Origin of the sequence: Phenylobacterium sp. (assembly GCF_016124325.1) — a bacterium.
Taxonomy (GTDB): domain Bacteria; phylum Pseudomonadota; class Alphaproteobacteria; order Caulobacterales; family Caulobacteraceae; genus Phenylobacterium.
Genome location: NZ_WGNY01000011.1, coordinates 94,043 through 107,727, shown reverse-complemented (window position 1 = coordinate 107,727; position 13,685 = coordinate 94,043). Strand labels below are relative to the sequence as shown.

Below are 13,685 nucleotides of genomic sequence, written 5' to 3'. Positions count from 1 at the left end.
TCAGCTGAAAAGGATCGACGACAGCTTGCGGCGGCCCTGCTTGGCCACATCCGACATCGGGCCCGCGGCCTCGAAAATGGTCAGGAGTTGTTTGCGCGCCGCCTCGTCGTTCCAGGACCGGTCGAGGCGGATGCTTTCGATGAGCTGGTCGACGGCTTCCATCATCCGGCCGGAACCCGCGAGGGCCTTGGCCAGTTCCAGCCGCGCCTCGTGGTCGGCGGGATCGGCGGCGAGGCGCTGCTCGAAGGCGGCGGTCTCGGACGGCGCCTCGGCGGCCAGGGCGAGCGCGGCGCGCACGCCGTCGATGGCCGGGTCCTTGGCGTCGGGCGGCGCCATGTCGAGCACCTCGGCCGCGCGCTCCAAGTCGCCGGCCTGCTGGTAGAGCCGCGCCAGCCCGCCGATCGCCTTGGCGTTGCCCGGCTCCATCTGCAGCACCTGGGCGTAGGCCTGGGCCGCGCCGCCCATGTCGCCCAGTTCGACCGAGTCCTTGGCCATCTCCAGCAGCTGGTCGATGGGCGAGGCGCCGCCCTCCTTGGCCAGCCGGTCGACGAACGCTTTCACCTGGCTCTCGGGCAGGGCGCCCATGAAGCCGTCCACCGGCTGCCCGCCTACGAAGGCGAAGACGGCCGGGATCGACTGGACCCGCAGCTGGCCCGCATAGGCCGGGTTCTTGTCGATATCGATCTTCACCAGCTTCACGGCGCCCTTGGCGGCGGCCACGGCCTTTTCCAGCGCCGGGCCCAGCTGGCGGCACGGGCCGCACCAGGTGGCCCAGAAGTCCACGATCACCGGCGTCGTGTGGGACGCCTCGATGACGTCGGCGGCGAAACTGGCGTCGGAGCCGTCCTTGACGACATCGGCCGGCGGCGTCGCGCCTTGGGTTTCGCCGATCAGGGTCATGCCCGAAAAGTCCTCGCTTCGGTGTGGGTCAACGTCTCGCGCCAAAGATGGTCGCAACTGTGGCCAGCTTCAACGCGCGGCTTACTCCAGCACTGTCATCGCGACGAAATCCACCACGATCGGCGTCACGCCGACGGCGTCGAGAAAGCGCCGGAAGCCCGCGCGGGTGACGGTGGTGGTCGCGGTGTTGGTCAGGGGGTGGAAATTGACCCGCTCGGCCTCGGCCAGGGTGCGGTCCAGCACGAAGCGGACGCGGTGGGCGGTGTCGTTGATCAGGCCGAAGGCGGTCACCGAGCCCGGCGTCACGCCCAGGGTCTCGACCATCAGTTCGGGGCTGCCGAACGACAGGCGCGCCGAGCCGATCACATGATGCAGGCGCTTCAGGTCGATGGCCGCGTGGCCCTCGGCCGACACCAGCCAGAGCTGGCCCTTGGCGTCCTTCAGGAACAGGTTCTTGGTGTGGGCGCCGGGTATGTCCTGCTTGATCGCGCCGCTTTCGCCCACCGTGAACACGGCGGGGTGGTCGTAGGTGGTCGCCTCGACGCCCTGGGCGGCCAGGAAGGCGAGAAGGTCTTCGCGGGTGTGCATCACCCCCTCATGAGGGACGCGGCCGGCGAGCGCAACAAGGAGTCTCGCCGAAAGTCAACGCGTTGAAATATTGCATGAAACTCGCCAGTTACCCCCGCAGGGAGAGTCGAGTCCCATGACGATGTTTTTTAACGTATTGTAAAAATTGCAGATGCCCGCGGGGCGCGGGACGAAACGGGAATTTGAGATGCGGAAAATTCTGTTGGCCGGAGCGACCGCCTTGGCGCTGACCGGCTTCGCTTCGTCGGCGAATGCGGTCATCACCGTGTCCGACACGGTCGCGAACGACCTCTACGGCACGACGCTCGGCGCTCACGGCATGGTCATGCTGGACGACTTCGACGGCATCGACAACGCCTGGACGAGCTACGTCGGCAACATCATCGAATATCCGTCGGAGTTCGAGCTTCCGAACGCGACGACGACGGCCTCGCCGCCCTATCCGGGCAGCGGCGTCCAGCAGGGCGGCATCGACGTCGACCCCACCAACTATGCTTCGGTGCAGGGCAACACGAGCGCCACCTACACGATCCTGGGCGGCAACTCCCTGAGGGCCTTCAGCTTCTACATGGGCTCGCCCGACAGCTACAACAAAGTGACCTTCAATCTCGTGGGCGGCGGCTCCGAGGTGTTCCAAGGCGCCGACATCTGGGGCGGCACGCCCGCCGGCAACGGCGACCGCTCGGTCGGCTATCGCGTGTACTACGATTTCGGCGGCGCGCAGGTCTCGTCGATCACCTTCGAGTCCAGCCAGAACGCGTTCGAGTTCGACGGCCTGGCCGGCGTGGTTCCCGAACCGGGCACCTGGGCGCTGATGATCATGGGCTTCGGCGGTGCGGGGGCCATGCTCCGCTCGCGCCGGCGCCTGCTCGTCTGACCGTATCGGCTGCAACCCCTGTAGCGATGAGGATCGCCCCGGTCCGCTCCGGCGGGCCGGGGCTTTTCCATGTCTGGACGAGAACGCGGACCGCGGCTTAAGGGTCTGACGTCGGCCCTCAGCGAGCGAGATCCATGGAACTGGAGTGCTTTCCCACCACCGAGCGCCCGCCCGAGATCGTGCCCGGCCGGCCGCAGCGCGCCTGGATGGACCGTTTCGCCGCGCGCCATCCCTATCGCTGCCTGCCGCTCTCCATGGCCAACTCCTCCGGCTGGGAGCTGCTGTGCCCCATGGCCTTCACCGCCGAGTGGAACGGCGGCACGCACCAGCAGGACATCACCCTGCGCGCGGACACCCCGAACCCCGACTTCCACAAGCTGGCGACCAGCCACTTCAGCCACGGGGTGCTGACCTTCCACTCGGGCTATCTCTTCCGCACGCCGCCGGGCTGGTCGATGTGGGTCATGGGGCCGCCCAACCATGTGAAGGACGGCATCCAGCCGCTGGCGGGCGTGGTCGAGACCGACTGGCTGCCCTTCCCCTTCACGATGAACTGGCTGTTCACGCGGCCGGGCAAGGTGCGCTTCGAGAAGGGCGAGCCCTTCTGCTTCGTCACCCTGCTGCAGGACAAGACGCTTCACGAGATCCAGCCGGTGATCCGCCGGATGGATTCCGACCCCGAGCTGCGCCACCAGTACGACGTCTGGGAGAAGCACCGCAGCGAGTTCAACCAGAGGATCTTCCGCGGCGATCCCGAGGCCACCAAGGAGGCCTGGCAGCGCTATTATTTCAAGGGCGAATTCCCGGAAGAGGCGGCCACGCCCAACCCCCAGGGCCACGTCAACAAGCGCCGTCTGAAGGCCCCGAAATTCAGATAGCCGCCCGCGTCATCCGACCGCTTGCAATGCTAAAGGCCGTCTGCCATAAGGCCGCCTCTCGCATTTGGGGGCCGCAAATCCCCCTACGGAGCGCGGGCGTAGCTCAGGGGTAGAGCACAACCTTGCCAAGGTTGGGGTCGTGAGTTCGAATCTCATCGCCCGCTCCAATTTCCAGACATTCCAACCGACGACGGGACGCCAGGACGCCCCGCCGGGCCTGATCCAGGCCCGGCAGGCCGCGCCCTAGGCCAGGCCGACGCGCTCGAGCAGCGCGTAGAAGACGCTTTCCTTGCGCAGGCTGGTCTGGATGTCGGTCATCAGGCTCGACAGCCGGTCCTTGCCGTTCGACCGCGCGGCGATGACCGTCTTGTTGTAGGCGCGGATGTTGGAGGGGCCCGCGACGGCCGGCGTGGCCTTGGCGCCCCCGGCGGCCGCGCCCTTGCCCGGGTTCAGGTCGGCGGCGCGGACGTAGCCGGTCTTGCCGTCGATATCCACTTCCCACCAGCCGCCCACGGCCTTGTCGGACTTGGGCGTCACCTGGCGGCCCGCCGGCAGGGTCATCATGGCGGCCGCCGAGGCCACCGGGGCGGCGCGGACGGCGGCCGAGCGCTTGGTCACCAGATCGGGCGGCGGCGACGGCGGCGCGTAGGACGCCTGCTGCACCTGGCCCTGGCTCTCGGCGGCCGGCATGGCGAGCTTGGTGGTGTCGGCGGCGTCGGCGTAGGCGGGCGTCTGGCCGCCCAGCACCGCAGCCTCGGACGAGCCGTCGGTCATGGCGCGGCCCTGGGTGAAGGTCTTGGCCATGGTGGCGTGCTGGTCGACCACCTCGCCGGAGAGGTCGATGTCCTTCTTCAGGGCGCCCACGAACTCGGTCCGTTCGCGCTTGATCGCCTTGCGGTCCTTGTCGTTGCTGGCGCTGGCGAGGCGGGTGTTGATGTCGTTGAGCTGCTGCGAGCGGCAATCCACCAGGGCGCTGCCGCTGCTGGAGATCTCCTCCGCCACCGAGAGCTGGCGGGCCGCGTCCTGGTCGATGTTGTAGGAGGCCTTGCGCAGGTCGCCGTCGGCCTCCTGGGCCTTGAGCTTGGCGTAGGCGTCGGCGGTGGCGACGATGGCCACCAGCACCGCCAGGGCGGCGTAGGCCTTCATGTTGTCGCCGCCGCTCACCCCGCTGATCCCCGGCACGTTCAGGCCGAGGGCGCCGGAGAGCATGTCCGGGCCGAAGAACGCGCCGGCCGGGCTGGGCGCCGCGCCGCCGCCGGCCGACTGCTGGACCGCGCTCTGGGCCGCCAGCCCGCCGACGGCGCCCAGGACGCCGCCAAGGCCGCCGCCGAAACCGCCGCCCCCGCCGCCGAAGCCGCCCAGGCCGCCGCCGCGGCCGAACCCGCCCTTCATCACCCCCATGGCGATCACGGTGGCGCCGGTCTTCAGCCCCTCGCCGATCGCGGCGCTCATCTTGGAGCGCTTGAGTTCGCTGTATTCGTCGTCGAGCTTCACGAGCGGCGCGCGCTGCGCAGAGCAGGCGTCGAGCACCTCGTCCTTGCGGCTCTTGCTCTCGGCGATCACCGGCTGGAGCGCAAAGCCGAGCAGCGCCACAGCGCTGACCGTGGCGCGCAGCCTCCTGGCGGCGAATAGTTGCATCTGAACCCCCTTAGTCGCTGTTAGCGCGCCCCCAGCCGCTGAAGTTCGTCGCGCGCGCCTTCATCGCCGGCCTCGGCCGCCTTGCGATACCAGTCTACCGCCTTCTTGCGGTCGGCGCGCACGCCCTGTCCGGTTTCGTACATGATCGCCAGGTTCCGCATGGCCAGGGCGCTGCCCCGGTCGGCGGCGGCCTGGAAGAGCCGCACGGCCTCGGCCGGATTGGCCCGCACTCCGGCCCCGCGGGCCGTCAGGCTGCCGAGGCCCAGATAGCCGCGGGCGTCGCCGGCGTTGGCGGCGAGGCGGTAGTAGTCGGCCGCGCGGGCGTAGTCCCGCTGAATGCCGGCGCCGTTCTCCAGCATGACGGCCAGGCTGGACATGCCCTCGCTGTTCCCGGCCTCGGCGGCGCGCTGGTACCAGGTGGCGGCCTGGACGTCGTCCTTGCGCACGACCTCGCCGTCCTCATAGGCGTAGCCCAGGCGCACCATCGCGTCGGTGTCGCCGGAGATGGCGGCCCGCTCGTAGAGGTCGAACGCCCGGTTCGGATTGCGCGCCACGCCCTCGCCGCGGTCGTAGAGATCGCCGAGCTGGGCGATCGACGGGCCGTCGCCGGCGTCCACCGCCTTCTGCAGCCACGCCGCGCCCTGGCGCGGGTCGACGGGGACGCCGCGGCCGCGCAGGTAGGCCTCGGCCAGCATGCCCATGGCGGTCGGCGAGCCCTGGTCGGCGGCCTTCTGCAGCCAGCCGAACCCTTCGCGCTCGTTCTTGGCCACGCCGAAGCCGTTCAGCTCGCAGAGCGCCCAGTTGACCATGCCGCCCGAGTGGCCCGCCTCGGCCGAGGCCTTGAACCATCGCGCGGCGGCGCCGACGTCCTTCGCCGCGCCCTTGCCGGTGAGCGACATGACGCCGAGGTTGTACATGGCCGCGCCGTTGCCGGCGTTGGCGGCGGTGGTCCAGTCGCCGAGGGCGGCGCGGTAGTCGCCGCCGACGAAGGCCTCCCGCGCGGCGATCACCAGCTCCTGCTCCGGGGCGGCCGAGCGCGTCGCCACCTGGAACGACCCGGGGGGCAGCTTCCCGATCGCGCGGATGCGGTTCTGGGCCAGCTTGCGGAACGAGCCTGTGATCTCGCCCTTGTCCTGGGCGTCGATGTAGGCCTGGAAGTCGGCCGGATCGTCGGAGTCCTTGATCGTCTGCCAGAAGGCCTGGTCCTTCTCCCACTTGATCTTGGCGACCGTCGCGGCGGAATCCGCGCCGGCGACCTGGGTCTTGGGCGGGCCGTTGGGATCGAAGGTCCAATGGACGTCGGGCCAGATGCCCTGCAGGTCGGGCGTCTGCTCGTTCTCGGTGATCCGGGCCGCCTCGGCCTGGACGAAGGACGGCAGCTCGCCGACGGTCATGCCCGGCCGGGTCATGCCCTCGGTCAGGGCCGTCGCGAACGGGCTGTTGCCGCTGGTCCCGTCCTGGGCGACCTCCCCCGGGCCGGCGGCCATCAGGGTGACGACCTGGGTGCTGGCCGGGCCGGTCTCGCGCACGAGGCCGCGGGTGTTGCCGCCCAGGCTGCGCGAGGCGACGGGGTTGTTGCGGCAGGCGTCGAGGATCACCAGTCGCACCTTGTGGGCGCCGGTCAGGGATTCCCCCAGCTTGGACGCCTCGATGGCGGTGCCGAGCAGGGCGGTCTTGTTGGAGGCCAGCGCGTCCTTCGGCAGGAGGTAGTTGACCCCGTCGATCATCGCCCCGTGGCCGGCGTAGTAGACGACGGCGGCGTCGGCGTCCTGCGCCTCGGCCTCGAAGTTGCCGATAGTCTCCAGAAGCTGCAGCCGGTCGGGATCGGCCAGCATGGTCACCTTGAAGCCCAGCTTCTGCAGCGTCTGCTGCACCAGCTTGGCGTCCTTGGCCGGGTTGGCGAGCTTGGGGACCTTCTCGTAGTTCGAGACGCCCACGATCAGGGCAACGCGGCCGGCGGCCCACGCCGACGGAACCGCCGCGGCGTTGATCACCACCGCCACGACCACTGCGCCCCAGCGGCCCCTCAGACGCCGCGACGACCCGCTCATGCCGCCTGTCCTCACCATCACGCGAACACGTTACCCCAAAAACCCGATCATCGCCGCATCGCGGCGATCGAACGCCGGCCACTCTAAAGCGCGACGCGGCCGGACGCCCGCGATGTTTATTCGCGACGCAGGCAAGCCTGGACGCATCGCGGCCCGGCGCACCCCCCAATCGGAGGTGTCGGCGCCCGTAACGGCCGTTAACCCGCTGTTCGGCATGCCTTGCGAAGCTAGGGAGTTGACGCGCTAGGGGGGCCGTCAGTGTTCGGACGACTTTTCGACGAGCGATTCCGCAACGTCGCCGCAGGCGTCTACGCCTACGCGCCGGTCCGGCTGGTGCTGTGCGCCTTCGTCGCCTCCTTCGTCGGACTGGGCGTCGGATGGCTTCCCGCGATGCTGTGGGCCGCGGCCGCCCTGGTGGCCGAGACGGCCATGCTGCTGACCACGCGCGCGGTGGCGCGCAACGGTTCGGAGGCGGCGACCTGGGCCTGCGTGACGGCCTACGCCCTGGCGGTGCCCACCTGGAGCCTGGCGGGCGTGATCCTCTGGAGCGGGGCGACGCCGGCCTGCAGCCTGGCCGCGGCGGCCTTCTTCGCCGGCCACCTGCTCTACATCCAGGCCCACCACGCCCACTCGCCGGGCGCGGCGCTGCCGACGCTGCCGTCGGTGATCCTGCCGGCGATCGTGCCGGTGGCGGCGCCGCACTTCCACGGGGCCGAGCAGGCCATCGTGTGCCTGGCGATGGCCGCCGTGGTGCTGCACAGCCTGCTGTGCATGTGGGTCAGCCTGGGCAAGTCGCTGGAGCTTCTGGAGGCCGAGGCGGCCCGCGAGGCGGCCAGCCGCGCCAAGAGCGAGTTCCTGGCGCGGATGAGCCACGAGATCCGCACGCCGCTGAACGGGGTGCTGGGCATGGCCCAGGCCCTGGCGGCCGACGCCGGCATGCGCCCCGACCACCGCCGCAGCCTGGAGGTGATCCGCCAGTCGGGCCAGAGCCTGCTGACGATCCTGAACGACGTGCTCGACCTGTCGAAGGTCGAGGCCGGCCGGCTGGAACTGGAGACCATCGCCTTCGATCTCGAAGCCGCGGTGCGCGGCGCCCAGGAGACCTTCGGTCCGCAGGCCGCCGCCAAGGGCCTGGCCTTCCGGCTGGAGATGAACGCGGCCGCGGCCGGCGACTACCTGGGCGATCCGACCCGGGTGCGCCAGATCCTGTTCAACCTGCTCTCCAACGCCGTGAAGTTCACCGAGGCCGGAACCGTCTCGCTCCTCGTCTCGCGCCGCGACGAGGCGCTGGAGTTCGTGGTCGCCGACACCGGACCGGGCATCGCGCCGGCCGACCTCGACCGGCTGTTCAACGCCTTCCAGCAGGCCGACACCTCCACCACCCGCCGCTACGGCGGTTCGGGCCTCGGCCTCTCCATCTGCCGCGAGCTGGCCGAGCTGATGGGCGGTTCGGTCGCCGCCGAAAGCGAACTGGGGGCGGGGAGCCGCTTCGTGGTCTGCCTGCCGCTGCCCCGGCTCGGGGCGTCGGCCGACCCGGCGGCGGCCGAGGCCGTCCCGTCGGAATGGGACGGCTCCGCGCTGCGCGTCCTGGCCGCCGAGGACAACGCCGTGAACCAGCTGGTGCTGCGCGCCCTGCTGGAGCAGATCGGGGTCGCCCCCGACGTGGTCGGCGACGGCGCCGCGGCGCTGGAGGCCTGGCGCGAGGGCGCCTACGACCTGGTGCTGATGGACGTGCAGATGCCGGTGCTGGACGGCGTGGCGGCCACCCAGGCCATCCGCGCCGCCGAGGCCGCGTCGGGCCGGCCGCGCACGCCGATCCTGGCGCTCACCGCCAACGCCATGCAGCACCAGGTCGCCGAATATCTCGCCGCCGGATTCGACGGCCACGTCGCCAAGCCGATCGAGGCCCAGCGGCTCTACGAGGCGATCGCCGCCGCCGCGGAGCCGCCGGGCGCCTCGGCCGCGGCCTAGATCGGCGTCTCGACGCGCCGATATCCGTCTTCACGGGTGGCCCGGACAAGCCGGGCCACGACGCCCTGAAACGCCTTCAAGCCGTTGATCGAGGCCGGACCCTAGTTCTTAGGCTCGGGATAGCGGATCCGCGGGCGCAAGTTGTCCATCACCGCGCGGGCGTCGAACGCCTTGGGGTCGTCCTGCGGCTTGGCGCCGTGCGACATCAGGATCTCGGCGGTCGCCTCGAAGCGGTCGACGGTGCGCACGTCCACCCGGTCGGCCCAGAAGGGGTCGCCCCAGAAGGGATCCCAGCTGCGCCAGCCGTAGCTGGGGCCGTAGTAGCGCCAGTAGGGCCGCCAGAAGCCGTAGCCGCCGTACCAGGGACGGTAGAAGGGATCCTGCTCGACGTAGGTCCGGCTCTTCTTGTCGGTGTCGCGCTCGACCACCGTGAACCAGTCATAGCCGTTCTGCACGGTCAACTCGGCGGCCCGGTAGAGCAGATAGCCCTCGACCGTCTCGCGCGACGTCAGGCTGTTGCCCGTGAAGGTGACGCGGAACCGGTTCGGTTCCAGCCGCACCTCGGAGAACCCGCCGGAACTCATCCCGCCGTGGACGTTGGGCTGATAGGGAGTAGGGGTGGCGCAAGCGGAAAGCCCGGCCGCAAGGACCAGGGCGGCCACAACGCCTAACCTATGCTTGGACATCGTCAGTCCTCGAACTCATGCGCCCCTCGCGAAGCACAGTACACGACACTACGCCGCAATTGTGATTGCGCTGCATCAAGTCACGGGCCGGCGACGACCGCTACGTAGATCAGCCGGCCCAGCGCCCCGAACAGCAGGACGGCGACCGCGAGCGACTGGATCATGAATCCCAGTTCGCGCTTGCCGGGCTCGGCCACGTAGCCGCGCTGGTAGACGATGCGGCCGATGATCCACACGACGCCAACGGCCGCGGCGACCATGTCGTTCCAGTAGATGGCGAACAGCCACAGCGGGACCAGGAAGAGCGGCAGCCATTCCAGGGTGTTGTAGTGGGCGCGGATGGTGCGCTCGAGCACCGGGTCGCCGGTCATGGCAGGCGCCTGGATCCCGCATTTCGAGCGGGCGCGGGCGACCTGCAGGCCCATCCAGAAATAGGTCAGCAGCGCGAGCAGGGTGACGATCGCGACAAGGGCGTGGGTCTGCATGGGGCTCCCCGGATTGTCGGCGAACAGGCGTCGCCGTTGCGGCGACCTTGGCACGGGCCGCCGCGTCGGGGAACCGCCCGGTTAGCCCAGCTTGTCGCGCTTGGCCGCCACCCGCAGGCGCAGGGCGTTGAGCTTGATGAAGCCCGCCGCGTCGCGGTGGTCGTAGGCGACCTTGCCCTCTTCGAAGGTGACCAGCTCCTGGTCGTAGAGCGAATAGGGGCTGGTGCGGCCGATGACGGTGACGTTGCCCTTGTAGAGCTTCACGCGGACCTGGCCCGAAACCTTCTGCTGGCTGAGGTCGATGGCCGCCTGCAGCATCTCGCGCTCGGGGGCGAACCAGAAGCCGTTGTAGATGAGCGAGGCGTACTTCGGCATCAGCTCGTCCTTCAGGTGCATGGCCCCGCGGTCGAGGGTGATGGATTCCATGCCCCGGTGGGCGTGCAGCAGGATCGTGCCGCCGGGTGTCTCGTAGACGCCGCGCGACTTCATGCCGACGTAGCGGTTCTCCACCAGGTCGAGGCGGCCGATCCCGTTGTCGTGGCCCAGCTGGTTCAGCTTGGTCAGCAGGGCGGCCGGCGACAGCTTCTGGCCGTCGATGGCGACCGGGTCGCCCTTCTCGAAGTCGATGGTGATGACGGTGGGCTTGTCGGGCGCGGCCTCGGGGCTGATCGTGCGCATGTGCACGTACTCGGGGGCCTCGACGCCCGGATCCTCGAGCACCTTCCCCTCGGACGAGGAGTGCAAGAGGTTCGCGTCGACGCTGAAGGGCGCCTCGTTGCGCTTGTCCTTGGTGATCGGGATCTGGTGCTTCTCGGCGAAGTCGAGCAGGGCTTCGCGGCTCTTGAAGTCCCACTCGCGCCAGGGCGCGACAACGCGGATGTCGGGCTCGAGCGCATAGTAGGCGATCTCGAAGCGCACCTGGTCGTTGCCCTTGCCGGTGGCCCCATGGGCCACCGCGTCGGCGCCGATCTTCCGGGCGATCTCGATCTGCTTCTTGGCGATCAGCGGCCGCGCGATCGAGGTGCCCAGCAGGTACTGGCCCTCGTAGACCGTGTTGGCCCGGAACATCGGGAAGACGTAGTCGCGGACGAACTCCTCGCGCACGTCTTCGACGAAGGCGTACTCGGGTTTCACGCCCAGCATGATCGCCTTCTCGCGCGCCGGGGCGATCTCCTCGCCCTGGCCCAGGTCGGCCGTGAAGGTCGCCACCTCGGCGCCCAGCTCGGTCTGGAGCCACTTGACGATGGTGGAGCTGTCGAGCCCGCCGGAATAGGCGAGGACGACTTTCTTGACGGGCGTGTCGGCCATGACGGGCGTGCGCTTTCGGAGAGAGAATGCGGAGGTCGCGCGCCTTTAAGGACCAAAGGCCCCGCGTATCAAGCCTAGTCTCCGGAGCGGGGCGCAGGAGCCTGCCCCTACACCGTGACCTGGGCGCCCATCTCGACCACGCGGCCCGGCGGGATCTTGTAGAAGTCGGTGGGGTTGGCGGCGTTCTTCATCAGGAAGATGAAGATCTTGTCCTGCCACAGGGGCATGCCCGACTGGGCCGAGGGCACCACCGAGCGCCTGCCCAGGAAGAAGCTGGTGGCCATGATGTCGAACTTCAGCCCCTGCTTGCGGCAGAGCCCCAGCGCCTTGGGCACGTTGGGCGTCTCCATGAAGCCGTAGCTGATGATGACCTTCTTGAAGTCGTCGTTGACGGGCTCGATCTTGATCCGGTCGTCGTCGCGGACACGGGGCGTCTCGGCCGTCAGCACCGTCAGGATGATGTTCTTCTCGTGCAGCACCTTGTTGTGCTTGAGGTTGTGCATCAGGGCGACGGGGGCGGTGTCTGGGTCGGACGTCAGGAAGATCGCGGTGCCGGGCGCGCGGTGCGGCCCGCGGGCCTTCAGGATGTCGGCCAGCTCGGTCAGGGGCACGGAATCGCGCCGGGTCTTGTCCGACAGGATCTGGGCGCCGCGCGTCCAGGTGAGCATGACGGTGATCAGGCCCGCGCCCAGCGCCAGCGGCAGCCAGGCGCCGTGGAAGAACTTCAAGAGGTTCGAGGTGATGAACACCAGGTCAATGGCGCCGAAGAAGGCGCACGCCCCGATGGCCTGCCACAGCGGCCGCTTCCACATGTAGCGGATGATCACGAAGAACAGCAGGGTGTCGACGAACATCGAGCCGGTGACGGCGATGCCGTAGGCCGAGGCCAGGTTCGACGACGTCTGGAAGGTGAAGAGCAGCAGCAGCACGCCCACCATCAGCATGGTGTTGATCGAGGGCACGAAGATCTGGCCGGCCTGGGTCTCGGACGTCCGGCGGATGTCGATCCGCGGGAACAGGCCCAGCAGCACGGCCTGCTGGGTCATGGAGAAGGCGCCGGTGATAACCGCCTGGCTGGCGATGATGGTGGCGGCGATCGAGAGCAGCCACACCGGCCAGTAGGCGATCTCCGGGATCATCTGGAAGAACGGGTTGTCGCGCGCGCCGGGGTGCGACAGCACCAGGGCGCCCTGGCCCAGGTAGTTCAGCAGCAGCGACGGCAGGATCAGCCCGACCCAGGCGGCCCGGATCGGCTTCTTCCCGAAGTGGCCCATGTCGGCGTAGAGCGCCTCGGCCCCGGTGACGGCCAGGAACACGCTGCCCAGGATGATGAAGCCCAGGAAGCCGTTCTTGATGAGGAAGACGACGCCGTAGTGCGGCGAGAGCGCCCGGAAGATCGAGAGGTCGTCGGCGATGTGATAGAGGCCCAGGCCCGCGAGCGTCAGGAACCAGAGCGCCGTGATCGGGCCGAACAGCTTGGCGACGCTGGCCGTTCCCCGCGACTGCACCAGGAAGAGCGCCACCAGGATCGCCGCCGCGGCGGGCAGCACGAAGGGCGCGAGCTGCGGCCCTACGTGCGGGATCTCCTTCATGCCCTCCATGGAGCCCAGCACCGACACCGCCGGGGTGATGATGCCGTCGCCGTAGAACAGCGCCGCGCCGATGACGCCCAGGAGGAAGATCGCGCCCGAGCGGCCGCCAGGGCTGACCCGCTGGGCCAGCGCCATCAGCGCCAGGGTGCCGCCCTCGCCCTTGTTGTCGGCCCTCATCAGGAACACGACGTATTTGACCGTCACGATGAGGATGAGCGCCCAGGTGATGAGCGAGACGATGCCGAGCACGGCCATCTCGCCGCCACCGCCGCCCCGGCTGTGGCCCAGCGCTTCGCGCATGGCGTAGAGCGGGCTGGTCCCAATATCGCCGAAGACCACGCCGACGGACCCGAGCGCGAGCGCCCAGAATCCTTCCTTGTGGCCGGAATGGGATGCGTCTTCCGACGCCTTGTTGGCGTCGACGGCCGTATCAGCCATTCAAAGTCTCCAGAGACCCCCAGGGGCCCCATCGTCTGCCCGCTTCCGGCCCCGACGCGGAAGGGTAGCGCTCAACAAATTATCGGGATGCGTCAAGCCGCGACTCGGGCGGCCGCCTTCGCTTGGCGCATCCTGGCGGTTCATGCCGTCGCGGCGGGCGCGAATACACCCAATCTGGACGCTGTTCAATCGCGCCGCCCGCCGCAGGCGAGTTCCACACGCCTGCCGGGGCTCCGCGCCAGGCCTTGAATGGCCCCGGCCACGCCGTACGCT

General features: G+C 69.3%; 12 protein-coding genes and 1 tRNA gene. 4 read left to right on the top strand and 9 right to left on the bottom strand.

What is annotated here, in order from left to right:
- From GC203_RS05550 to GC203_RS05540, 3 genes are all read right to left on the bottom strand, one after another.
- Nucleotides 1-900, bottom strand: coding sequence for a co-chaperone YbbN (locus tag GC203_RS05550; protein ID WP_293452156.1), 900 nt, complete (start codon nt 898-900; stop codon nt 1-3).
- 81 nt (nt 901-981) lie between these two features.
- Nucleotides 982-1,488 carry a YbaK/EbsC family protein gene (locus GC203_RS05545; protein WP_293452154.1) on the bottom strand — a complete coding sequence of 169 codons (507 nt, stop codon included), beginning with the start codon at nt 1,486-1,488 and terminating at the stop codon, nt 982-984.
- Between the two features lie 54 nt (nt 1,489-1,542).
- A complete protein-coding gene (locus tag GC203_RS05540; RefSeq protein ID WP_293452152.1) occupies nt 1,543-1,749 on the bottom strand; it encodes a hypothetical protein in 207 nt (68 codons plus the stop codon).
- Nucleotides 1,750-1,753: 4 nt separating this feature from the next.
- Between GC203_RS05540 and GC203_RS05535 the strand changes: the two genes are divergently transcribed.
- From GC203_RS05535 to GC203_RS05525, 3 genes are all read left to right on the top strand, one after another.
- On the top strand, nt 1,754-2,365 hold the full coding sequence (locus GC203_RS05535) for a PEPxxWA-CTERM sorting domain-containing protein (RefSeq protein ID WP_293452150.1): 612 nt from the start codon (nt 1,754-1,756) through the stop codon (nt 2,363-2,365).
- Nucleotides 2,366-2,499: 134 nt separating this feature from the next.
- Nucleotides 2,500-3,243 (top strand): DUF6065 family protein, encoded by a 744-nt coding sequence (locus GC203_RS05530; protein WP_293452148.1) that lies wholly within the window; start codon nt 2,500-2,502, stop codon nt 3,241-3,243.
- Between the two features lie 92 nt (nt 3,244-3,335).
- Nucleotides 3,336-3,410, top strand: a tRNA-Gly gene (locus GC203_RS05525).
- A gap of 76 nt (nt 3,411-3,486) precedes the next feature.
- Here GC203_RS05525 and GC203_RS05520 read toward each other — a convergent pair.
- Complete coding sequence (locus GC203_RS05520) at nt 3,487-4,881, bottom strand: SH3 domain-containing protein (RefSeq protein WP_293452146.1); 1,395 nt, start codon at nt 4,879-4,881, stop codon at nt 3,487-3,489.
- A gap of 20 nt (nt 4,882-4,901) precedes the next feature.
- On the bottom strand, nt 4,902-6,932 hold the full coding sequence (locus tag GC203_RS05515) for a caspase family protein (protein WP_293452144.1): 2,031 nt from the start codon (nt 6,930-6,932) through the stop codon (nt 4,902-4,904).
- 258 nt (nt 6,933-7,190) lie between these two features.
- Between GC203_RS05515 and GC203_RS05510 the strand changes: the two genes are divergently transcribed.
- On the top strand, nt 7,191-8,903 hold the full coding sequence (locus GC203_RS05510; protein WP_293452142.1) for an ATP-binding protein: 1,713 nt from the start codon (nt 7,191-7,193) through the stop codon (nt 8,901-8,903).
- Nucleotides 8,904-9,004: 101 nt separating this feature from the next.
- On the opposite strand, the gene GC203_RS05505 is transcribed toward GC203_RS05510, so the two are convergent.
- The 4 genes from GC203_RS05505 to GC203_RS05490 form a co-directional block, all read right to left on the bottom strand.
- Nucleotides 9,005-9,589, bottom strand: a complete 585-nt coding sequence (locus GC203_RS05505) for a hypothetical protein (protein ID WP_293452140.1) — start codon at nt 9,587-9,589, stop codon at nt 9,005-9,007.
- Between the two features lie 80 nt (nt 9,590-9,669).
- Nucleotides 9,670-10,074 (bottom strand): MAPEG family protein, encoded by a 405-nt coding sequence (locus tag GC203_RS05500; protein WP_293452138.1) that lies wholly within the window; start codon nt 10,072-10,074, stop codon nt 9,670-9,672.
- 81 nt (nt 10,075-10,155) lie between these two features.
- The gene (locus GC203_RS05495; RefSeq protein ID WP_293452136.1) at nt 10,156-11,382 is read right to left on the bottom strand and encodes an argininosuccinate synthase; all 1,227 of its coding nucleotides are present in this window, start codon (nt 11,380-11,382) and stop codon (nt 10,156-10,158) included.
- Between the two features lie 107 nt (nt 11,383-11,489).
- The gene (locus GC203_RS05490; RefSeq protein WP_293452134.1) at nt 11,490-13,412 is read right to left on the bottom strand and encodes a potassium transporter Kup; all 1,923 of its coding nucleotides are present in this window, start codon (nt 13,410-13,412) and stop codon (nt 11,490-11,492) included.
- Nucleotides 13,413-13,685: the final 273 nt, after the last annotated feature.